Source organism: Nocardia sp. NPDC059240 (assembly GCF_042753865.1).
Lineage (GTDB): Bacteria > Actinomycetota > Actinomycetes > Mycobacteriales > Mycobacteriaceae > Nocardia.
Genome location: NZ_JBHZAC010000001.1, coordinates 155,714 through 176,579, shown reverse-complemented (window position 1 = coordinate 176,579; position 20,866 = coordinate 155,714). Strand labels below are relative to the sequence as shown.

Below are 20,866 nucleotides of genomic sequence, written 5' to 3'. Positions count from 1 at the left end.
GGATCGGGCGGACGGCCCTCCACTGCCTCCCCATGGTCAGCCGCGCCACCACCGCTACGCCAGGTGATGACGGATGGGTTGACGGATAACCCGTTCCGCGCACCGCAGCCGTGGGTTCACACCTGGCAGGCGAGGCGCGCCGCAACCCATCGGCCGAACACTCACTACGTCACGTGAGACACCGGCTGATAAGGAGCACAAGATGCCAAATTCACTGTGGAGCCATCCTTTTCGAGGCGGACGCCGCCGACGGATGGCCGTTGGGGCCGGGCTTGCCGTTGTCGCCTTACTGAGCGCGTGCAGCACGAACGATTCGAGTGAGAACCGTGCGAATGATTCCGGTGCACGCGCTACGCAGCCGCCGGTACCGGAATATCCGCTGGATCGGCCGGTGACGGTGACGGTCGACAACTTCGTTCGCGCGGAAACCGACAGGGAGTTCGCGTTGAATGTCGCACAGGGCGGGCTCGGCGAGTTCCATCACCTGCGTGAGCCGATGCCGATCGACCATCAGACGGTGGTTCGTCCCAATCGCGACACGCTGTATTCGTCCGCGGTCTTCGATCTCGATGCGGGACCGGTGACGGTCACGTTGCCCGATGCCGGGCAGCGGTTCATGTCCCTGCAGGTGGTCACCGAGGACGAATACACGCCCGAAGTCCTCTACAAGCCCGGTAGCTACACCTACGACCGTGACCGCATCGGCACCCGGTACGTGCTGCTCGCGGTGCGGACCTTCGTCGATCCTGGCGATCCGGCCGATCTCGCCACCGTCCACACGCTCCAGGACGGCATCCGGGCGACGCAGCCCGCTCCGGGGAAATTCGAGATACCGCAGTGGGATCCGGGCAGTCAGCAGACGGTTCGCTCCGCGCTGCTCACCTTGGCCGCCACTCTGCCCGACATGACCGGCGCCTTCGGGCCGCGAGACCAGGTGGATCCGATCCATCACCTGCTTGGCGCGGCCTCGGCCTGGGGTGGCAACCCGAGACAGGACGCCGTCTACCTGAATGTGACGCCGCCGGACAATACGGGTGCGGTCGCCTACCGTCTGCGTGTGAAAGACGTACCGGTGGACGGCTTCTGGTCGGTCAGCCTCTACAACCCGGCCGGCCAACTCCAGCCGAATCCGCTGAATGCGTACACGGTCAACAATGTGACCGCGATTCGTGGCACGGATGGTTCGGTCACCATCCAGTTCGGCGGGTGCGACGGCCAGATCCCGAACTGCCTGCCGACCATGCCGGGCTGGAACTACATGGTTCGGCTCTACCGTCCGCAGGCGTCGATTCTCAACGGCGAGTGGGCTTTTCCTGCTGCGCAGCCGCTGACGCCTCAGTAGCGCCGGTCATGGGCGCAGGGTTTCGGAGATCTGGGCGACCAACTGGGTGGGGCGGGCCAGGTCCGCTTGTGCCTTGCCGCTGGTGAGGATCGCGCCGGAGAGGGAGCGGGCGCGATCGGACCAGGCGTATTGGGTGGTCAGGCCGCTGCGGCCGAAATGGGATTGGGTGTCGCGGCCGAATTTGGAGCGGCGTGCGCCCAACTCGTAGCCGCCCACCGAGACCCGGCCCGCGATGCCGGGCAGCCAGCGGGCGGGCTGGGTTGCCGCCGACAAGGTCTCGGGGCGCATGATGCGCACGCCGTCGAGTTCGCCGCCGCGGGTGAGGATCTCGTAGAAGCGCGAGAGTTCGGTCGCGGTGGTGACGAGGTTGCCGGAGGGGAGTTCCGCGGTGAGGAAGGCGCGGGCGGCGGCTTCATCGGTGGGGCCGGACAGGCCGCCGCCGAGGGCGCGGCCCGCGACGTGCCGCCAGACCTTGGACGGTCCGGGGCCGACCTTCACGCTCGGGACGACGGCGTCGACATCCTCGGGGCGCACCCCGAAGTTGGTCCAGCGGAAGCCGAGTGGGTCGAGGACCTGTTCGCGCAGATGCTCGCGCATGGACTTGCCGGTCGCGCGCTGTACCAGCAGCCGCTGGATCAACCCGCCTGTGAGGGCGTGATACACGCGGAAACGGCCCGGCGGCCAGCTCGGGACGATGTCGGCCAGCCCTTGCACGGCGAGCTCCTCGTCGAGGACGAGATCCGCGCCGCGATGCGGTGGCGTGATGAAAGGGACTCCGGCGGAATGCGACAGCACATCGCCGATGGTGATGCGCTCCTTGCCGTGACTCGAGAACTCCGGGACGTAGGCGCACACGGGGTCGGTCAGCGCGAACGCGCCCTGCTCGATGAGCATGAACATCAACGCCGCGGAAACACCCTTGGCCGTGGAGAATCCGCAGAACGGTGAATCGGGCGTGACCAGGCGCTTGTCCGCGTCGGCGGCATCCTTGGGTGCGTTGCCCCAGCCGTACCCGATGGCCCGGTTCAGCACGACATGCCCGCGATGCCGCAGGCACACCTGAATGGCGGGGGTGGTGCCCAGGCGATACCAGTCCTGCACCGACTGCCAGATCGCGTCGATATCGCGTCGATCGAGTCCGGCGGCGGCAGGCTCGGATTCGACTCCGATCGTGGTCACCGTGTCGAGGTCGTGGTCGATTCGCACCAATGCTGCCGTAGCTGGGCTCATCCGACCAGCATAGAGAGATCATCGTTCACAGGAATCTCCCAGGCTGGGGCCAGGGTCCTCACTGTCTGGGCAGACACACTCCCGCGGTGAGCGTGACCACTGCCGAGTTGGCCCCGTCCGAACCGACCACCCCGCCGATAGAAAGCTCCGGCGGCCTTCCACCTGCGCGTCGCTGGGAGCGAATCGCGCTGGCACTACTGCTCGTGGGCACCGCCGTCGCCTACCTGTGGAACATCACCGTCAATGCGATGGGCAACAGCTTCTATGCCGCGGCCGCCTGGTCCGGATCGCAGAACTGGAAGGCGGTGCTGTTCGGGTCACTCGATCCGGGCAACTTCATCACCGTCGACAAACCACCGGTGTCGCAATGGGTCATGGGCGTGTCCGGGCAGCTGTTCGGATTCAGCAGCGCGAGCATGCTTGCACCGCAGGCAATCATGGCGGTCGGCGCGGTCGCGCTGATGTACGGCGCGGTCACCCGGGTGACGCTCAGCCGCGGGGCCGGACTGCTGGCCGGTGTGGTGCTCGCGGTGACTCCCGTGGTGGCGTTGATGTTCCGGTTCAACAACCCCGATGCGGCGATGGTGCTGCTGATGACCGCGGCCGCCTACTGCACGGTGCGGGCGCTGGCACGGGCAAGCCTGCTGTGGATCTCGCTGGCCGGTGTCGCCCTGGGCTTCGCGTTCCTGGCCAAGATGCTCGAAGGTCTGATGGTGTTGCCCGCGCTGGGGCTGGCCTACGTGATCGTCGCCCCGACGACGCTGGGCAAGCGGCTGCTGCATTCGCTGGCGGCGCTGGGGACGCTGATCGTCTCCTCCGGCTGGTTCGTGGTGCTCACCATCCTGTGGCCTGCGGATTCCCGGCCTTATCTGGCCGGTTCCAAGGACAACACCTTCATGGATCTGGTGCTGGGCTACAACGGTTTCGCCCGCTACCTGGGCAAGAACCATATGGGCGGCAGTCCGGGCAACCCGTTCGGCATGCCCGAGGGCTATCAGGTTCCGGAGTCCGTCCGGCAGGGCGCGTTCGGACCCGGCGGGTTCGGCAACGGGCCCGACCGATTGTTCACCGGCGAGATCGGATTCGAGATCTCGTGGCTGCTCCCCGCGGCGCTGCTGGCGTTCGTGCTGGTGCTGGTGTCGCGTGGTCGGCGGCCGCGGACCGATCTGATGCGCGGTGCGGCACTGGTGTTCGGGCTGTGGCTGGTCATCGACGGTGTGCTGTTCGCGGCGATGAAGTCGGGCATGCACGCGTATTACACGCTGGCCATCGCGCCCGCGATCGCCGGGTGCTTCGCGCTCGGTGTGCACGAGATGTGGCGTCGCCGCGCCGAGGCGTTCGGCCGGATCGGCGGCGCGGCCCTGATTCTCGCCGCGGGCATCTGGGGTTTCGTCCTGCTGCAACGCAATACGGACTGGCAGCAGTGGCTGCGGTGGACCATCCTCGCATTCGTGGTGGTGTCGGCGGCCGGTCTGCTGGCGCTGGCCCTGCCGCCCGCCGCACGCTGGGAACGGCTGCGCGCCCGCGCGACCACCCTGCTGCTGGTGGTGGGTGTGATTGCGGGGCTGGCCGGTTCGACCGCATACGCCGCTGCCACCCTGCCGCAGTCACACACCGGCGGCAGCCCGGTGGTGGGTCCGCCGCGCCCGAAGAAGAAGGACGAGGCGCCCAACCCGTTCCGCAAGGAGCTCGAGATGCTCTTCGGCGGCCAGACCGATCCGGACCTGGTCGCGCTGTTGCAGACCACCAATACGCGCTGGTCGGCGGCCATCGATCGGTCCTCGCCCGCCGCGAACCTCGAATTGGCCAGCCGCACATCGGTGCTCGCCATCGGCGGGTTCACCTCCGCCGACCCGGTGCCGACCCTGCCGCAGTTCCAGGACATGGTCAGCAAACACGAGATCACCTACTACCTGGTCCCGGAGATCCATCTGCCCGACACGTGGCGGACCGATCCGAAACCGGCGGATTCCGACCCGGCCAAGCCTGCCGACCCGAACCGGGGCCTTTGGCGGCCCGCGGGCAACAAGCAGATCCTCGACTGGGTGACCGCGCACTACACGAGCACTCAGAAGTTCGGTGACCTGGCTGTCTATGACTTGACGGTCGCGCCGCACTGATCCGCGCTCACGATGCCCACCCGGTTCCCGAACCGGGTGGGCATCGTCGTTTCCGCCGAGCCCCCGACCTGTGTCGCCGCTCACATCACGTTGACAAACGTCTGACGTTTGCATGATCGTGAGCTCAGTTAGCAATCAATCAGCTACCTGCGACCCAGGAGTGACGACATGAAGCGTTCCACTGCTGTACTCATCGCCGGAATCACCGCCGTCATGGCATTTCCCCTGGCCACCGCCACCGCGCAGGCGGCCCCGCCCGGCTCGGTCTATTTCAACCACGAAGGCAAGAACTGCGCGATCACCCCCGACGGCATCGTCGGTTGCGACGGCTGGCAGATGGTTGGCGTCGGGTCGCTCCCCATCGGCGGTGGACTGCCGATCAGCGTGCCCGCGCCGCAACGGCTCTGGGATGCCGGCGGCTCGCATCCCTCCTACGACTTCAGTCAGCCCTTCACACTGCCTGGCGGCAATCCCGATTTCAGTCAGGTGGCCAATGAGCAGGGGACGTTCGGGCCGCGCCTGACCTTTGCGGGGGCCTCGTGCGAGGTAGGTTTCCACGGACTCTTCGTCTGCCGGGCGCGCGGAGCGTAGCGGCGGCAATCGCACCCCACGACCCGGAGGTCCGACGTGGCCGAACTGGCCAAACCCGTTCGCAATGCGACCCTTTCGCAGCAGATCGCCGATGAGCTGCGGTCCCGGATCGTCGCGGGTGATTGGCCGGTGGGCACCAAGATCCCGGCGGAACCCGAGTTGATGGCCATGCTCGGCGTCAGCCGCAGCACGGTGCGCGAGGCACTGCGGTCGCTGGTGCACACCCGCATGCTCGAGGCCCGCGCCGGCGACGGCACCTACGTGCGCTCCGACAGTGCACTGGAATTCGCACTGCTGGAACGCATCGAACAGGCCGAGGTGCGCGACGTGCTCGAGATCCGCGCGATGCTCGAACAGCACACCGCCCGCCTGGCCGCGCAGCGCTGCACCCCCGCCGATGCCCGGCAGTTGCGCGCGCTGCTGGAAAACTTGGAACAGGCCACCGCGCAAGCGAAATCCCTCGACGAATGGCTGCCCGCGGCGATCGCCTTGTTCCACGGCATGACCGCGACCACGGGCAATCCGCTGCTCGCCGAGCTCTATCACCACCTTGACACCGCCACATCGCAGGACTTGACCGATGCCGCCTGGCGGCACGATATCGCCACCAAATCCCTTCCGCTGCAGCGCACGCTGATCGACGCCGTCACCGGCAACGATCCCGACCGTGCCGAGCACACCGTGCGGCAACTCGGACTCGTGTTCTTGCTGACCGCGGAGCAATAGCCCCGTCGATCCCAGGGAGGCCGTCATGGCCGAGCTCTCCGATCGTGCACGCGCCCTACGCCACCGGATCATGGATCAGATCCGGCGTACGGGCACCGCTCCCGCGCTGCGCGAACTGCGCGACGAATTCCAGCTCACCGAGACCGAACTCGCCACCGATCTGCGCACACTCGAGGGTGCGATCTGCGTGGCATGCCAAGACGCAGAGCATGCCGAAAGTCCTACATTCCAAGGCACACCGTTGCCCGCGCCGCAGCCGCCGCTGGGCGAGCTGGTCTATGCGCGCCCGTTCGCGACCTTCCCTAATCACTACCGGGTGAGCGTCGACGGTGAACAGCGCTGGTTCGCGGAGTGCGCGGTCGAAGCGTGCGCCATCTCCGGACAGTTCCCGGGCGCGGAAGTGGTGGTCGATTCTGTGTGCAGGCAGACCGGGGAACGGGTCCGGCTGGTCGGGCGTGACGGCGTCCTGATCGATTATTCGCCCGCGACATTGCGTGTGCACCTGGGATATCCGCTGCGCGAGATGCCCCACCGTGTGGTCGGCTGGTGCGACTACAACAGTTTCTTCGCCTCCGAGGCTGCTGCGGCGGACTGGCAGCGCGCGAACCCGGAGGTCCGGGGCATCACCCGCTCCCCCGCACAGATGTCGCGGCTCATCAGCGAACTCCTCGGGGTCGGCCGACTCGAATACGACTACCAGCCGGACGTCCCGATATTGCCGCTCCTACGCCGGGCGGGCCGCCTCGGTCTCCTGCGCCCCGGACCCTGGAATCTCCCACTGCCCGATCCGTTCTGGCTCCCCACCCTGCGAATGGCCCGGGACTGGAAGCGGCAGGGCCTGGGCAACTTCTTCCGCTTCCACCTGCGCTGAGTTCCGCCGTCAGGTCAGCAGGTCGCGGATGTGGGCGGGAATCTCGGCCGGGTCACGCGGATAACTGGTGAATTCACGCCGGTATTCCTCGACCGTGGGGGCCGGAACCCATTCGGGGGTTTCGGAATTGGAGAACGTCGAGCGATACGTGGAGTCGGGGCGGAATTCGAGTTTGCCGCTGAACCAGGTGCCGCGGATCGGATCGTACGCGGCTTCCTTGGACGCCGTCAGGACGCCCAACAACTCCTGCGGTGGATTCAGGTTCTGCACGGTCTTCTCGTCGATCATGACCGAGATGCCCGCATGCCCCTCGCCGCCGACCATGGAGAACCACACCATGACGAAGGTCCAGCCGCCCGGGAGCATCGGCATGACGACCTTCAGCATGTCGAGCTCGAGGGTCTCGTCCTCGGATTCGGGTTTGGCGTGAGCGGTGCGTATCGGGCCGTCGGCCAGGATGGGACGCAGCATCAGCGTGGAGCCGTCCGCATTCCTGATCGCCTCCGGGATCTGCCCGGCCGCGCGCGGGTAGAGCTCGAATTCACGACGCCACTCGGCCGGATCGATAACCGGAAAATCCCCGGCGACATCGTTTTTGCGGAAGTTGACCTGGGTGTCGTTGCGGTCGACCAGTATCTGACCGCTCAGCCAGGCGCCGGCGTGTTCGTCATAGGATCTGCGCTTGTGCTCGGCGAGAAACGCCCACAGGTTCTCGGAGATATCGAACTGCCGTGTCTTCAGCAGGCCGTATTTGGCTTCGATCTGGCCATAGCCGAATTCACCGACCGCAACGACCCACAGCCGCAACGATTTCCACCCCGGCGGCACACTTTCGGTCACCGCGGTGACCAGGGCATTCTCGACGACCTCCAGGCTGACATTGCCCAAATCGACCCAGCCCCCGGTGACGGGAACCTCGGGCACCGCGCTGCCGACGGACTCGAGCAGTGCCATCACCTCGGCATCGGGTTGCTCCCAACTCGACAGCTCGATGCGATAGCCGGTGATCTCGCCGTGTCCTTGTCGCGCCGCGAGATCCCGTGCGTACCCCGATCGAATGGCGTGCACATATGCCGCCAGCTTGCGGCGAAAGTCCTCCCGTAGCACCGCCGGATCGACCTCGTCCGAGGTGCGATCCTCCCGCATATTGAGCACCATCTGCCCATCCGCGCCGACCGCGGCCAGATCGATCTCGTCGTATTCCTGCACTGTCATGCGATCCCCCGTGAATCAAGCCGAACTCCGACGAACAGTACCGTAGGGTTCGCTTCCCTCAGGGGCACTTACAGCGCCTCGCCTACCCAGCTGGAGAGTGCCTCACTCAGCCGTGCGGTGTTCGTATCGCGGCTCGCCCAGGCGACGTGGCCGTCGGGGCGGATCAGGAGGGCGGACGGGGTGGCGATCTCGCCGAGGCCGGGGACGGACCAGTGGGTGGCCTCGCAGTGGGCGGCGACGAGGTCGAGGTGCTCGGGCCGGGCGGCAAGGTCGAGGCGGGTTCCGTTGAGGGACAACAGGACCGGGCGGGCGTGGCGGAGCAACTCGTGAATTCGGATGGCGCCGGCGGGGGTGGTCAGGTCGGCGTCGGGGACGCGGTGGCCGGACAGGGGGTGGTCGTGGCCGACGTCGTAGCGGAGGTCGAGGGCCGACAGCATGGTGGCGAGTCGGGTGCGGACCTGGTCGATATCGAAGAGACCCGACAAGGTTTCGCGGAGAGCTTCGGTATGGGGGCCGGGGCGCATCAGGGCGGTCTGGGCTCGCGTGTTCTGCAGGACTCGGGCGGCGACGGGGCGGCGTTCGGATTCGTAAGTGGCCAGCAGGGATTCGGAGGTGCGGGCACGGAGGACCGCGGCGAGTTTCCAGCCGAGGTTGGCGGCGTCCTGCACGCCGGTGTTGAGGCCCTGACCGCCCGCCGGGAAGTGGATGTGCGCCGCGTCGCCCGCGAGGAATACGCGGCCGCTGCGGTAGTGGTCGGCGAGGCGGGCGGCGTCACCGAACTGGGAGACCCAACGCGGGCTGTGCATCCCGAAATCGGTCCCTGCGACGTCGAGGAAGGAAGCGCGGAAATCGTCGAAGGTGGGTTCGGTCGCGTGGTCGAGGACGCGGTCGTGACGGTTGACCATGAGGCGGAACCAGCCGGGCCGCAAGGGAAGTACCGAGAAGTCGCCGGGGCCGCGGCGGCGGGTCAGCACCCAGCCCGGCGGCGGGTCGGCGAGTTCGGCGTCGGCGATCATGCCGAGCATGGTCGCCTCGGTACCGGTGAATCCGATTCCCGCCAGCTTGCGGACGGTACTGCGGCCGCCGTCGCAGCCGACCAGGTAGGAGGCGCGCAGCGTGCGCGGCTCGCCGCCGCCGATGCTCACCTCGACCGCATCTGCGTGCTGCCCGAGCCCGATGACCGGCGACCCCCATTGCACGGACGCGCCGAGTTCGGTTGCGTACCGGTCGAGTTGGGTTTCGAATTCGGCTTGAGTGATGACGAGCCCGTTGGGGTGACGGGTGCCGAGGTCACCGAAAACCATGGGCAGTCCGGCGAAGTGGCCCGGCCCTTTGCCGTTGTACACGAAGCCGTGTGGCAGTAGGCGTTCCACCAGGCCGCGCTGATCGAGGATCTCCATGGTGCGGGCATTGATACCGCCCGCCCGTGATTGGCCGGTCCGCTGCGCGAGCGCGTCGACCACGATCACCTCGATTCCGGCGGATCGCAGTTCACAGGCCAGCATCAGTCCGGTCGGGCCGGCACCGGCAATGACAACCTCGGCGTGGTAAACATTGTTCACCACGCCGAGGCTATTAGGCTCTGCACCGATGGTCAAACGTGGATTGAATCGGGATCGACTGGTGGAGATCGCCCACGAGTATGTGGCGGCGAACGGCTTGGACGCGCTCACCATGCGCCGCCTGGCGAGCGCGGCGGAGGTGACCCCCGGCGCGCTCTACAAGCATCTGAAGGATCGCCGAGACCTGCAGCGCGCCATGTCCGATGCCGTCTACGCCACCATCGACCTCACTGATATCGACACCGACACTCCCACCGTCGCCCAGGTGATCACCTGCTGCGAACGCATGCGCGCGGCCATGCTCACCTTCCGCGACGGCGGCCGCATCGTCGCAGGCTCCTACTCCCCCTTCGCCGCCACCCTCGCCCTCTCCGGCACCCTCATGCGACTACTCCAGGGCGTCGTCCAGCCCCCGTTCCACCCGGGCGACATCCAATCCGCCCTCCGTTCCTACACAACAGGTTTCGTCATCGAGGAACAGGCCTACCTGGAACTGGAGCGCACCGGCGAATGGGAACCCCTGGTCACCGCCCTCACCGCCCACTTCCCCCGCGCAAACCGCACCGGCGACACCATCTCGATCATGACCGGCGAACGCGACCGCCGCTTCACCGCCGGTTTGACTGCCATCCTCACCGGCACGGTCCGTCCCGACCCCACCCCGCAATAGCCAAGCGCCGCAAGAGCTACCAAGGGACTGCGCCGTCGCGGCCGATGAAGGAGCCGGAAGGGGCGTCGGTCTTCAGCATTGCGGCCGCGACTATGGGCTCAGCGCCTTGGGCGGCGGTGAGGGGTGCATGCGTGCGGTTGATGGGTGAGAAGTCGGTTTGGACGAATCCGGGGTCAACGGAGAACACCTTGATGTCGGTGTTGGCGAGGGCCTTCGACAATGTGATGGTCAGGCTGTTGAGGGCCGCTTTGGAGGCTTGGTAGGCGGGGACCGTCATATCGGATGGATCGGCTTGGGACTGCAGGGTTAGTGAGCCGACGAATGAGGAGACGTTGACGATGCGGGCGGGGGTGCTGCGGCGCAGCAGCGGGAGCAAGGCCTCCACCGTGTGGAACACGCCGAGCACATTGGTCTCGAATGTCTGTCGCACCGACTCCGGATGTGCGTATTCCACAGACTCGGGCGCAGCCCATTCGGCGGCGATGCCCGCGTTGTTCACCAGCACATTCAATTGCCCGTAGCCGTGCGCGAGAGTATCGGCGAGGCGTTGCACGGAGGCGAACGAGGTGACGTCGAGGCCGTGCCCATGCGCGTCGACACCTCGCTCCCCGAGTTGCTTTGCCGCTACAGCTGCCGCCTCCTCGGACCGTCCCGTCACGACGACGGTGTATCCCGACAATCCCAATGCCAGCGCCGTCTCGTAACCGATGCCCCGAGTCGACCCCGTCACCACCGCAATCTCAGCCACGCCAAATCCTCTCCGGATGTCTTGTCTCGAAAGACCTTCGCTTCGAGGATGGCGGCAAAGATCTCGCAACACTGGCGGGAAACCGACCCGGCGTTCGGCAACGAGCCGCCCCCGGAATCCAGGGACCTCGACGCATCAGACCGATGGGTATGCGAACATATGTTCGTGTCCGATTCTGTTGCGAGGAGTCATGAGCGGCCCGAGCGGGCGGCGATTTTGCATGCTGACCTGGACTCTTTTTATGCGTCGGTGGAGCAGCGGGACCATCCGCGGTTGCGGGGGCGGCCGGTATTGGTCGGGGGTGGGGTGGTGTTGGCGGCCAGTTATGAGGCGAAGGCATTCGGGGTGCGGACGCCGATGAATGTGCGTGCGGCGCTGAATCTGTGCCCGCACGCGATCGTGGTGCCGCCGCGCATGTCGGCGTATTCGCAGGCCAGCAAGCAGGTTTTCGAGATCTTCCGGGATACCACGCCGGAGGTCGAGGGCATCTCGATCGACGAGGCATTCCTGGATGTGGCGGGGCTGTGGCGGATCGCGGGTGAACCGGTCGAGATCGCGCAGCGGCTCCGGGCGCGGGTGCGCGCGGAGGTGGGGTTGCCGATCTCGGTGGGGGTGGCGCGCACCAAGTTCCTGGCCAAGGTGGCGAGCGCGGTATCCAAACCCGATGGGCTACTGGAGGTTGCGCCGGATCGGGAGTTGGAGTTTCTGCACCCGCTGCCGGTGGAGCGGCTGTGGGGCGTCGGAGCGGTGACTGCGCGGGAGTTGCATGAACGCGGGATCACGCGGGTGGGGCAGTTGGCGGAGCTGGGTGAGGGGCCGCTGGCGGCGGTGCTCGGGCCGGCGGTCGGCAGGCATCTGCACGCGCTGTCGTGGGCACGGGACCCGCGGCGCGTTGATACCGGGAAGCGACGCCGTTCGATCGGTGCGCAGCGCGCACTCGGCCGCCGCCATCGCGGCGACGACGAGATCGAGGCGTATCTGCACGGCCTGGCCGATCGCCTCGGGCATCGGCTGCGCACGGCCCGGCGGGTCTGCCGAACCCTGGTGCTGCGCATGCGTTTCGACGATTTCGGCCGGGCCACCCGCTCACACACGCTGCCCGAGGCGACCGACAGCGGGGAGGTGATCCTGCGCGCGGCCCGCACCCTGCTCGATGCCGCGCTGCCGCTGATCCACGAGCGTGGCGGGCTCACCCTGATCGGGCTCTCGCTCACCAATCTCGACAATGCCGACACCATGCAGATGTCGCTGCCGTTCGAAGCCCGCGCGGAATCCACCCTCGATACGACCCTGGACGCGCTGCGCGATCGCTTCGGTGCGGGCACCGTCACCCGCGCGGCCCTGCTGCGGCGCGGCGAGGGCCTGTCGGTCCCGATCCTGCCCGATTGACCCGCCAGTCGGCGCGGGTAGCCTGTGTCGCATGGCTCTCGACCACGGCGATCCGGGCGATGCGCCCTCGACTCCCCCACCGCTGACTCCGATCGCGATCACCACCCGCCCCACCCCGGCCGATGAGGCCAGAACGGTTGCCGCCGCGGCGAATACCGCGACGCTGGCCACCCTCTCGACCGACGGCGGGCCCTGGGCCAGCTTCGTCACCTACGGATTGCTTGCGGGACAACCGGTCCTGTGCGTCTCGCGGCTGGCCGAGCACGGCCGCAACCTGGCCGCCGACCCGCGCGCGAGCGTGTCCATCGTGGCACCGGACCTGCCGTCGGATCCGCTGGCGGGCACCCGATTGACGCTGGCGGGCACGGTCGAACGGCCCGTGGGCGAAGAGGCGGAGGCGGCGCGGGAAGCGCATCTGGCCGCGGTGCCGTCGGCCAAGACCTATATCGATTTCAGTGATTTCACGGTGTGGGTGCTGCGGGTGCAGCGGGCGCGCTGGGTCGGCGGCTACGGGCGCATGGATTCGGCGAGCGCCGAGGAATATGCCGCCGCCGTCGCGGATCCGATCATTCCGGCCGCGGCGCGGGCCATCACGCATCTCAACGACGATCATGCCGACGCGTTGCTGGACATGGCTCGCGTGCGCGGCGGCTACCCGGACGCGACGGGCGCGGTCTGCGAGCGGGCCGACCGCCTCGGTCTCGATCTGCGGGTCACCACGCCGCGCGGCATCGCGATCACCCGGATCGGGTATCTGGAACCGATCGACGCGATCGCTCAGTTGCGTTCGGCCACTGTGGATCTGGCGCGCGCCTCGCGGGCGGAGTAGGAATCTCAGCGGGCGGTCTGCGAGGCCGCGGCGGCCGTGCCCAGGTGCGCCAGCGAAAGCTGGTGCCGGGGCGGTGAATTCAGCACGATGCCGGATCTGACCTGCTGTTGCCCGGTGACGTGCAGTAATTCCCCGGAAGCCAGTGGCCGCCAGCCCGGATCGTCGTCCATGCGTTCGCTGGCGATGACGACGGCGGGGTGCTCGGCGAGGGCCTCGCTGCGGGTGTGGATGCCGGTGCCGGTGGCATGGTCGAGGCTGCGGTCGCCCGCCGCCCCACCGACGGCGCGTTCCAGGACGAACAGGTCGTGGGTATCCGGGTAGCGCAGCGCCCACAGCTCGGTGGCGGTGGTGAGGATCAGGTTGAGGGCATAGACCGGAAGCCGGTCGGCGATCCAGGTCACCGCGTCGGTGATGCCCGCGCCGATGTCGCCCGCGTGATGGTCGATGCGCTGGGTGACGAGGGCGAAGAAGCGCTCGGAATCGGTGTCGCCGTGGACGAGTCGGCGATACTCGCCCAGTTCGGTCTCGAGTTCGTCGAGCCCCTGCAGCACCCCGTTGTGCGCGAACAGGCGGCCGCGCTGCTCGAACGGGTGGGTGTTGCGGACGGTCAGGCCGCCGGTGGAGGCGAAGCGTACGTGCGCGACGAAGGTCTCGGACTCACGGTCGCGGGCTTCGTGGGCGAACAGCAGGTCCTCGTAGGCGGCGATCGGCTGCTTCTCGACCAGCGGCGCGCCCGCCGCGGTGAAGGTGCCCAGCCCGACGCCGTCGGGTTCGCGGTGAGATTGCCGGGCCAGGCTGTCGGGAGCGTCCAACAGCCAGAAGGTAGCTCGCGCCCGCTGCGGGGCGGCCGATAATCCGAACAGCCGACACATCTACGACTCCTCTCGCGAGCAGCGAGAACACCCGGACCGCACGACAGCACGGCCGCACTGGGGGATGATTGGGCCATGTCGGACACGCCGTCGGTGCTCAAGCATCATCGTATGCCCGAGCATGACGCGATGCGGCTCTCGGGCACGGTGGAGGCCATGCTGTGGATCCACCGCAACTGCATCGAGGGTGACGGCGATTGCGAGCAGTCGTGTGCGCGGCGGCAGCAACTGCTGGAACTGCGCACCCGCTACGGCTGGACCTGGCCGCTGCCGAAGCCGGATGCCAGCTGGCGGCTGCAGCCCTGACCCGAATCCGGTTGCCGGGCAAGGAATAGCCCGCCGACAGACCTGGTTGAATGCGCGCGTGACCGATATCGCGCGCCAGCAGCTCAACGAGGACATCATCCGGCAATTCCGCTCCGGCGGTGGGCATGTCGGCGGGCAGTTCGCCCAGACGCCACTGCTGTTGCTGACCACCACCGGTGCGCATACGGGGGCCGCCCGGACGTGGCCGCTGGCATTTCAGGCCGACGGCGAACGGTTGGTCGTGTTCGCCGCCAACGGGGGTCGGGGCACCCGGCCGGGCTGGTATCACAACTTGCGGGCGAACCCGGTGGGGACGGTCGAGGTCGGCACCGAATCGTGGGAGGTCACCGCGAGCGTGATCAGCGGCGAGGATCGGGCCCGCTTGTGGGAGCGGCAGCTCGTGGTCTCGCCGAGACTGGCCGAATTCCAGGCGAAGCTCGACTGGGAGATTCCCGTCGTCGCTTTGACCCGCGGCTAGGCCGCTCGGACACGCGAATCGGAGTCCGGCGCAACGGGAACGCGAGTTCGATCTAGGGTCGGGGTATGCCAGAGCCGTCGGAGTTCAGCCCGGAGTCGCCGCAGGACGCGGGCGCGGTGATCGCGGTGCCCGAACAGGTGCGCGGCGAATTGCGGCGCGGAGTCCGCAGTGTGCTGGTGGACGCTGCGGCTCTGCGGCTGGTGCGAGATCGCTTCGACGAGACGCAGGCGGGGTCGCTGCGGCGGTATCTGGAGGCGTCGCAGTCGGCGAATACGTTGCGCGCCTATCGAACCGATTGGATCGCGTGGGCGGCCTGGTGCGCGGCGGAGTCGCGGCAGGCGTTGCCCGCCGACGCCCTCGACGTGGCGGTCTACCTGGCCGCGGCGGCCGATGCGCGCCGTGACAACGGCGAATGGGCCTTCAGCGCCTCGACTTTGGAGCGGAAGGCGGCCGCGCTGGCCGCCGTCCACGCCGCCAACGGACTCCCGTCCCCCACCCGCGCGGATGTGGTGCGGTTGACGCTGCGCGGTATCCGCCGCACCCGGCGCAGTTCGCCCCGCCGCAAACGGCCGGTGCTGTTGCACACCCTTGACCAGTTGCTCGCGGAGCTGCCCGCCCCCGGCTGGCCCACCGAACCGGCGCGCCGGCGCGACAATCTGCTGCTGCTGGTCGGATTCGCGGGAGCGTTGCGGCGCAGTGAGATCGCGGCGCTGCAGGTCGGCGATGTCACGGTCACCACCGACCACGCCACCGGCGAACCACTGCTGCTGATCCAACTGCCCACCACCAAAACCGACCCCACCGGCGTCTCCGAACAACGCGTGGCCCTCCCGCGCGGCCAGCGCCCCCACACCTGCCCGGTCTGCGCCTTCGCCGACTGGACCCGCCTGCGCGAAGCCCACACCACCACCGACCTCCGCACCTGGCTCACCACCACCCCCGCCCCCGACCCGCACATCCACCGCTGCCACGGCTTCACCGGAACCACCCTCACCACCCCGGATCTCCCACTGTTCCCGTCGATCTCACGCCACGGCGGCCTCGCCACCACCGCCATGTCCGGCCGCGCAGTCGCCGAACTCGTCAAGCGCTACGCCGCCCGAGCCGGCCTCGACCCCACCCTCTTCTCCGGCCACTCCCTGCGCGCCGGCTTCGCCACCCAAGCCGCCCTCGGCGGCGCCAGCGACCGCGAAATCATGCGCCAGGGCCGCTGGTCCAACCCCCGCACCGTCCACGGCTACATCCGCACCGCAAACCCCTTGGAAGACAACGCCGTCACCAAACTCGGCCTGTAGTACCACCGGTATTGGCTGGCGCCTACTCCGGCCGGCGGGTGCGTTCGAGCAGCCGCAGAGTGAGATGACGTGGCACCGGTCCGTCGTAGGCCAGATTGACCATGAGCATCATCGCGGGCTCGACATAGCGGGCACGGATCAGCGGGCCGGCGGCGACGGCCTGTACGCCGATATCGTTCAGCAGCCCGGAGACGATGCGGTTGGCCTCGGTGTCGTCTCCGCAGACGAATGCCGATGGGGCCAGTCCTTCGTCGAAATCGAAAGCCGGGCGAGCGATTTCGGCCGCGAAGGGCGGGATGGCCGCCACCAGCCGAGCCCCCGGTGCCAGGGCTGCGATCTGTTCGGCGCCCGAGGTTTCAAACCCGACCGCCAGCCCGGACAGGTCCACGGTCATCGCGTTCACGCACGACCACACCACCCGCCCCGCCAGCGATGGTGCATCGTCCAGCGCCCGGGCGACACTGTGGAACGGCATCGCCAGCACCACCACATCGGCCCCGGCAACTGCCTGCTCATGTCCTCCGTCGACGTCCGCGTACGCGGTTGTATGCCCGGCCTTTTCGAGCCGGCCACCCAGCGCGCGTGCCAGCCGTCCGGCGCCGAGGAATCCGATCTTCGCCATTGATCTTCCTTCTTTCTGAGTCTTGCCGATGTCTCGGACCTTCGGATATGTCCTCATGGCGCCGACCTGACGGTCAGCGCCATGGACGGATCAGAAGGTCGCCACGAAGAACAGCACTGTGGTGGCGAGGGCGGCGGTGAGGCGGCCGAGGTTCGAGGTGTGGAAGTGACGGATCTGGGTGCGGACGTCGGGCGGGGTGGCTTCGGCGAGGTTCCATTTGGCTACTGCCTTGTAGATCGGCAGGTTGAAGATGGCGGTCCAGAGGAAGAAGCCGAGGAGGAAGACGCCTCCGCCGGTCAGGGCGCAGACTTTGGCGGTGGTGCTGGGGGCGTGGAGGAAGGCCATCCAGACGGCGCTGATGATGGGGATGATGGTGAGGGTAGAGAGGATTCGGTTGGTGCCCGCGTGCTGAAGGAAGGCTTGGAAGTTACGGGCCGCTTCGAGTTCGGGCTGCTCGTTCCACAGACCGCGCATGACGGTCAGCAGGGTGGTCATCAGGCCGACCAGCATGGCTGCGGAGAGGATCGCCAGAAAGTCCAGTGTGCGATACATTTTCGTGTTCCTATCGGTAGCCGTAGGCGCGCCAGTTGGCGAGCACTCGTTCTTGGATGTCTGTGGGCCAGCCGTTTTCGAAGCTGCCCTTCACCGGGCGTTTGCCGTCCGGGTAGAGGTCGGCGAGCAGGCAGTTGTAGATGACCTTGCCCGCCATGTAGGTGTGCTTTTCTGCCTCGTCGAGGTAGATGGGCAGGTCGTCGGAAAGCTTGTGCGGGAAGTGGAATTCGCCGCGTTCGGCGTCGGGATGCGAGCGGGTGGCGAAGGCCCACACCACCTCGTCGAGGTTGGTGATATCGACGTCGTCTTCGACGAGGAGGATTTTCGGTGCGTTCACCGACGCCTTACCGGTGAAGGCGACATCGGCGACCCGCTGCACGAGTTCGGCCGACGAAATCCCCAGCGTCGCATGCCAATCCTGGCGCACCGAGAGCGTGAGCCAGTGCATGGCCGCTTCAGGCGTGTGCCAGGCCGAGGTGATCGGCAGCCCGGCCTGCCGCATCTGGTAGAGCAGTTCCGCGCCGTGCATGGTGGCGGTGCAGGTGTGGTCCTCCTCGACGGGCGGGCCCGCGGCTACAACCGGCAGGATCGCGTTGTCGCGGTGGGTGATCGCGGTGACGGTGAACAGCTGTTTGGGTGAGGAGGCGGTGGCGTTGTAGCCCGGGAACTCGTTCATCGGGCCTTCCATGACCGTCTCGTCGAGGCTGATGAAGCCCTCGATCACGATCTCGGCTGTCGCCGGGACCATCAGCTCGACGGTTTCGGCCGGAACCACTTCGATGCCTTCGCCGAAATACGCTCCGATGTAATCGCTTTCGGAGACGTGGTCCGGCAGCGGCATGCCGCCCACGAACGGCAGCCCCGGTTCGACACCGAGGGCCAGCACGATCGGCATGGGCTTGCCCAGCTCCGCCCAAGCGGTGCGGACCACGCCGAGATGCTGCACCGGTGCGATCAGGCAGGCCAGGCTCTTGGCATCGTGGATCATCATGCGGTTGACCGACCAGCTCGTCCACGAACCGTCCGGGGTGCGAGCGATATTCAAACCCCAGGTCTGGATGTAGCGGCCACCGTCATTGCCGTGGATCCACGGGGTGGGGAACTTCAGCAGATCGATGTCGTCGCCGAGCAGGATGTTCTGTTTGCACGGCGCGTCGGCGCGCGTCACTTCAACCGGTGGAATGCCCGGCTTCTCCCGCGCGGCGACCAGTGCCTCCATCAATTCCTGACCGGTGGCGTCCGCGGGCAGGCCGAGCGCCAGGGTGATGCGGGCCAGCTGATGTTCGGGTGCGCTCAGGGCTCCGGGTGCGCCGAGCACCCGGAAGCCACTGTCCTGGTAGTCGGTGATGTTGGTGAAAAGTGGTGCGGGCGCACGCAAGTCGTAGGAATGGCGGATGACCGCGCCGATCTCGAGCTGCCAGTCGACCTCGTGCTCGATGGTCTGGATCTCACCGATGGCTTCGAGTGCGGTGATGAACTCCCGCAGGCTCTTCAGGTGTTCCATATCAATGATTCCTGGTTCTTCGAGGCTTCCGTGCGCGGGGCCGGGTCTTCGCCCCAGCGCGGCAGGTCCGGTACGTCGATGCCGAGTAGATCCAGCGCCCGCCCGGCGGTGTGCTCGACGATGTCGTCGACGGATTCGGACCCGAGATAGAACGCGGGCACCGGCGGCATGACGATCCCGCCGGATTCGGTGACCGCGGTCATCGCACGCAGATGTGCCATGGTGAGCGGGGTTTCGCGCACCATGAGCACGAGCCGGCGGCGTTCCTTGAGGGTGACGTCGGCGGCGCGGGTGAGCAGATTGTCATTGTTGGCATAGGCGATCGCCGACAGCGTCCGCACCGAGCAGGGCGCGACGATCATGCCCGCGGTGCGGAAGGATCCGGACGCGATGGCGGCCCCGATCTCCGCCGGGCGGTACGTGACATCGGCCATCGCCGCCAGATCGCCTGCGCTGATATCGGTTTCGTGCAGGCGGGTCAGCTGTGCGGCGGAGGTCACCACCAGATGGGTTTCGACGTCGGCTTTGCGGGCCAGTTCCAGAATCCGCATGCCGTAGGCGATTCCGGTGGCGCCGCTGATGCCGACCACCAGACGTCGTGGAGTCATGGTCAGGCCCGCAGCAAGTTGGTGGTGAGCGAATTCAGCTCCACGGCGCCGTCGGATCCGACGACGACGGTGCCGCCGATATTCGCGAGCTTCCCGTTGATCACGCAGTTGGGTTCGAAGGCGAAGGTCATGCCCTCGACCAGCGGCAGATCCGTACCGATGGTCGGCACCTCGGCCAGCAGCCCGTACGCGGCGGCCTCGGGCAGCTCACGCATCCCGCGGCCGAAACCGCACACGGTGCCATAGGGATTCATGCCGTGCACCAGCGGATGGATGTTCCAGCCGCCGGCCGCGTCGAGTGGCGCCTTCATGGCGTCCACCACGTGGCCGAAGGTGTTGCCCGGCCGCAGCGCGCCCAGCCCGGCCTCGTAAGAGGCGCGCGCCACCTGGGCCGCCGCCTCGATATCCGGATGCACGTCCCCCACCGCGATGGCCACCTGATGCTGGGTTTCGCGCATGCCGAACTGGCAGAACACTTCCGCCAGGATCAGATCGCCGTCCTCGATGACGCGCGGGGCCTGCGGCCGGTAGGACCAGACCGGCGGCCCCCAGCAGGCGAAGCCGGGCCCGGACTGGATGAGCATGCCCGGTGCGACGGTACCGAGCCGGAACGATTCGGTCATACCGGCGGCGTACACGTCGGCCTCGGTGACACCCGCCGCGGTGGCCTTCAGCATGGCGGCCGCCATGGCCTCGCCGATCTCGGCCGAATGCCGCAGTACCGCAAGCTCTTCCGCGGACTGGGCGAGGGTGCGTAGCAGGAACGGGAACCATGTCGGCTTGAAGTTCACCTGTGGCAGCTGCTGCTGGACCGCGGTCCACAGCGTGTAGGGCATGATCGGGTTGAAGTGGAACGGCGGGTACGGCTCGAGGCCGATCACGCCCACCGCAGACCGTTCCAGCCCATGCTCTTTCAGGACGTCGACCACGCCTTGCGCATGCTTGGCCACCCGCATGTTCTGCGGCTCGGTCCAGCACGCCTCGCCGCGGCGGCGGGCCTCGATATGGTCGGCGATATGCATGGGCGACCACACCAGCGAAATGGGGTCGGCGTCTCGGGGAAACACCACGATCGCGCCCGGGCGCTCATTGGTGAAATAGACGTCGGGTGAAAACGATGCGGGGCCGCCGTTCTCGTGTTCGCCGTAGATCACCAGTGCGTCGACGCCCTGCTCGTCCATCAGCTCCCGGGCCAGTGCCCAGCGTCGATCGCGTTCGCCCAGCGAGTAATTCGGGGACATGCCAGCTCCTGTATTCGGTGTGAATTAGCTGGTGAGAACGCTATTGCGGGATGCGGCGAAAGGATTCAGTCGATCGACTGGTCCTTGATCTGTCA

Annotated in this window: 21 protein-coding genes; 11 read left to right on the top strand and 10 right to left on the bottom strand. The window is 67.4% G+C overall.

Features of this window, described 5'->3' with window-relative positions; genetic code table 11:
• Positions 1 to 397: 397 nt before the first annotated feature.
• Positions 398 to 1,342: a DUF1254 domain-containing protein gene (locus ACFXHA_RS00865; protein WP_379353395.1), complete on the top strand. Its 945-nt coding sequence runs from the start codon at positions 398 to 400 to the stop codon at positions 1,340 to 1,342.
• Between the two features lie 6 nt (positions 1,343 to 1,348).
• On the opposite strand, the gene ACFXHA_RS00860 is transcribed toward ACFXHA_RS00865, so the two are convergent.
• Positions 1,349 to 2,572: a serine hydrolase domain-containing protein gene (locus tag ACFXHA_RS00860; protein ID WP_379351928.1), complete on the bottom strand. Its 1,224-nt coding sequence runs from the start codon at positions 2,570 to 2,572 to the stop codon at positions 1,349 to 1,351.
• 86 nt (positions 2,573 to 2,658) lie between these two features.
• On the opposite strand from ACFXHA_RS00860, the gene ACFXHA_RS00855 reads away from it, so the two are divergent.
• From ACFXHA_RS00855 to ACFXHA_RS00840, 4 genes are all read left to right on the top strand, one after another.
• A complete protein-coding gene (locus ACFXHA_RS00855; RefSeq protein ID WP_379351927.1) occupies positions 2,659 to 4,692 on the top strand; it encodes an ArnT family glycosyltransferase in 2,034 nt (677 codons plus the stop codon).
• 168 nt (positions 4,693 to 4,860) lie between these two features.
• A complete protein-coding gene (locus ACFXHA_RS00850) occupies positions 4,861 to 5,283 on the top strand; it encodes a hypothetical protein (RefSeq protein ID WP_379351926.1) in 423 nt (140 codons plus the stop codon).
• Between the two features lie 36 nt (positions 5,284 to 5,319).
• Positions 5,320 to 6,009: a FadR/GntR family transcriptional regulator gene (locus ACFXHA_RS00845; RefSeq protein ID WP_379351925.1), complete on the top strand. Its 690-nt coding sequence runs from the start codon at positions 5,320 to 5,322 to the stop codon at positions 6,007 to 6,009.
• 25 nt (positions 6,010 to 6,034) lie between these two features.
• A complete protein-coding gene (locus tag ACFXHA_RS00840) occupies positions 6,035 to 6,880 on the top strand; it encodes an alkylmercury lyase family protein (protein WP_379351924.1) in 846 nt (281 codons plus the stop codon).
• 9 nt (positions 6,881 to 6,889) lie between these two features.
• On the opposite strand, the gene ACFXHA_RS00835 is transcribed toward ACFXHA_RS00840, so the two are convergent.
• A complete protein-coding gene (locus ACFXHA_RS00835; RefSeq protein WP_379351923.1) occupies positions 6,890 to 8,095 on the bottom strand; it encodes a hypothetical protein in 1,206 nt (401 codons plus the stop codon).
• A gap of 68 nt (positions 8,096 to 8,163) precedes the next feature.
• The gene (locus ACFXHA_RS00830) at positions 8,164 to 9,657 is read right to left on the bottom strand and encodes an FAD-dependent monooxygenase (RefSeq protein ID WP_379351922.1); all 1,494 of its coding nucleotides are present in this window, start codon (positions 9,655 to 9,657) and stop codon (positions 8,164 to 8,166) included.
• Positions 9,658 to 9,685: 28 nt separating this feature from the next.
• On the opposite strand from ACFXHA_RS00830, the gene ACFXHA_RS00825 reads away from it, so the two are divergent.
• On the top strand, positions 9,686 to 10,327 hold the full coding sequence (locus ACFXHA_RS00825) for a TetR/AcrR family transcriptional regulator (RefSeq protein ID WP_379351921.1): 642 nt from the start codon (positions 9,686 to 9,688) through the stop codon (positions 10,325 to 10,327).
• A gap of 16 nt (positions 10,328 to 10,343) precedes the next feature.
• Here ACFXHA_RS00825 and ACFXHA_RS00820 read toward each other — a convergent pair whose 3' ends face one another.
• Positions 10,344 to 11,075 carry an SDR family NAD(P)-dependent oxidoreductase gene (locus ACFXHA_RS00820; protein ID WP_379351920.1) on the bottom strand — a complete coding sequence of 244 codons (732 nt, stop codon included), beginning with the start codon at positions 11,073 to 11,075 and terminating at the stop codon, positions 10,344 to 10,346.
• Positions 11,076 to 11,234: 159 nt separating this feature from the next.
• On the opposite strand from ACFXHA_RS00820, the gene dinB reads away from it, so the two are divergent.
• Together dinB and ACFXHA_RS00810 are read left to right on the top strand one after the other, a co-directional pair.
• The gene (gene dinB / locus ACFXHA_RS00815; RefSeq protein ID WP_379351919.1) at positions 11,235 to 12,464 is read left to right on the top strand and encodes a DNA polymerase IV; all 1,230 of its coding nucleotides are present in this window, start codon (positions 11,235 to 11,237) and stop codon (positions 12,462 to 12,464) included.
• Positions 12,465 to 12,495: 31 nt separating this feature from the next.
• Positions 12,496 to 13,293 carry a HugZ family protein gene (locus ACFXHA_RS00810; protein ID WP_379351918.1) on the top strand — a complete coding sequence of 266 codons (798 nt, stop codon included), beginning with the start codon at positions 12,496 to 12,498 and terminating at the stop codon, positions 13,291 to 13,293.
• A gap of 5 nt (positions 13,294 to 13,298) precedes the next feature.
• On the opposite strand, the gene ACFXHA_RS00805 is transcribed toward ACFXHA_RS00810, so the two are convergent.
• Positions 13,299 to 14,165: a class II glutamine amidotransferase gene (locus ACFXHA_RS00805; protein ID WP_379351917.1), complete on the bottom strand. Its 867-nt coding sequence runs from the start codon at positions 14,163 to 14,165 to the stop codon at positions 13,299 to 13,301.
• A gap of 75 nt (positions 14,166 to 14,240) precedes the next feature.
• On the opposite strand from ACFXHA_RS00805, the gene ACFXHA_RS00800 reads away from it, so the two are divergent.
• The 3 genes from ACFXHA_RS00800 (at position 14,241) to ACFXHA_RS00790 (ending at position 16,244) form a co-directional block, all read left to right on the top strand.
• Positions 14,241 to 14,471 carry a hypothetical protein gene (locus ACFXHA_RS00800; RefSeq protein ID WP_379351916.1) on the top strand — a complete coding sequence of 77 codons (231 nt, stop codon included), beginning with the start codon at positions 14,241 to 14,243 and terminating at the stop codon, positions 14,469 to 14,471.
• A gap of 58 nt (positions 14,472 to 14,529) precedes the next feature.
• The gene (locus tag ACFXHA_RS00795) at positions 14,530 to 14,949 is read left to right on the top strand and encodes a nitroreductase/quinone reductase family protein (protein ID WP_379351915.1); all 420 of its coding nucleotides are present in this window, start codon (positions 14,530 to 14,532) and stop codon (positions 14,947 to 14,949) included.
• Between the two features lie 65 nt (positions 14,950 to 15,014).
• The gene (locus ACFXHA_RS00790) at positions 15,015 to 16,244 is read left to right on the top strand and encodes a site-specific integrase (RefSeq protein ID WP_379351914.1); all 1,230 of its coding nucleotides are present in this window, start codon (positions 15,015 to 15,017) and stop codon (positions 16,242 to 16,244) included.
• A 22-nt stretch (positions 16,245 to 16,266) separates the two neighbouring features.
• On the opposite strand, the gene ACFXHA_RS00785 is transcribed toward ACFXHA_RS00790, so the two are convergent.
• From ACFXHA_RS00785 to ACFXHA_RS00765, 5 genes are all read right to left on the bottom strand, one after another.
• Positions 16,267 to 16,866: an NADPH-dependent F420 reductase gene (locus ACFXHA_RS00785; protein WP_379351913.1), complete on the bottom strand. Its 600-nt coding sequence runs from the start codon at positions 16,864 to 16,866 to the stop codon at positions 16,267 to 16,269.
• A gap of 90 nt (positions 16,867 to 16,956) precedes the next feature.
• Positions 16,957 to 17,418, bottom strand: coding sequence for an anthrone oxygenase family protein (locus ACFXHA_RS00780; RefSeq protein WP_379351912.1), 462 nt, complete (start codon positions 17,416 to 17,418; stop codon positions 16,957 to 16,959).
• A gap of 10 nt (positions 17,419 to 17,428) precedes the next feature.
• The gene (locus tag ACFXHA_RS00775; RefSeq protein WP_379351911.1) at positions 17,429 to 18,922 is read right to left on the bottom strand and encodes a UbiD family decarboxylase; all 1,494 of its coding nucleotides are present in this window, start codon (positions 18,920 to 18,922) and stop codon (positions 17,429 to 17,431) included.
• Positions 18,910 to 19,530, bottom strand: coding sequence for a UbiX family flavin prenyltransferase (locus ACFXHA_RS00770; RefSeq protein WP_379351910.1), 621 nt, complete (start codon positions 19,528 to 19,530; stop codon positions 18,910 to 18,912). The genes ACFXHA_RS00775 and ACFXHA_RS00770 overlap by 13 nt, the downstream gene beginning before the upstream one ends.
• Positions 19,531 to 19,532: 2 nt before the next feature.
• Complete coding sequence (locus ACFXHA_RS00765) at positions 19,533 to 20,771, bottom strand: M24 family metallopeptidase (protein ID WP_379351909.1); 1,239 nt, start codon at positions 20,769 to 20,771, stop codon at positions 19,533 to 19,535.
• Between the last annotated feature and the right edge of the window lie 95 nt (positions 20,772 to 20,866).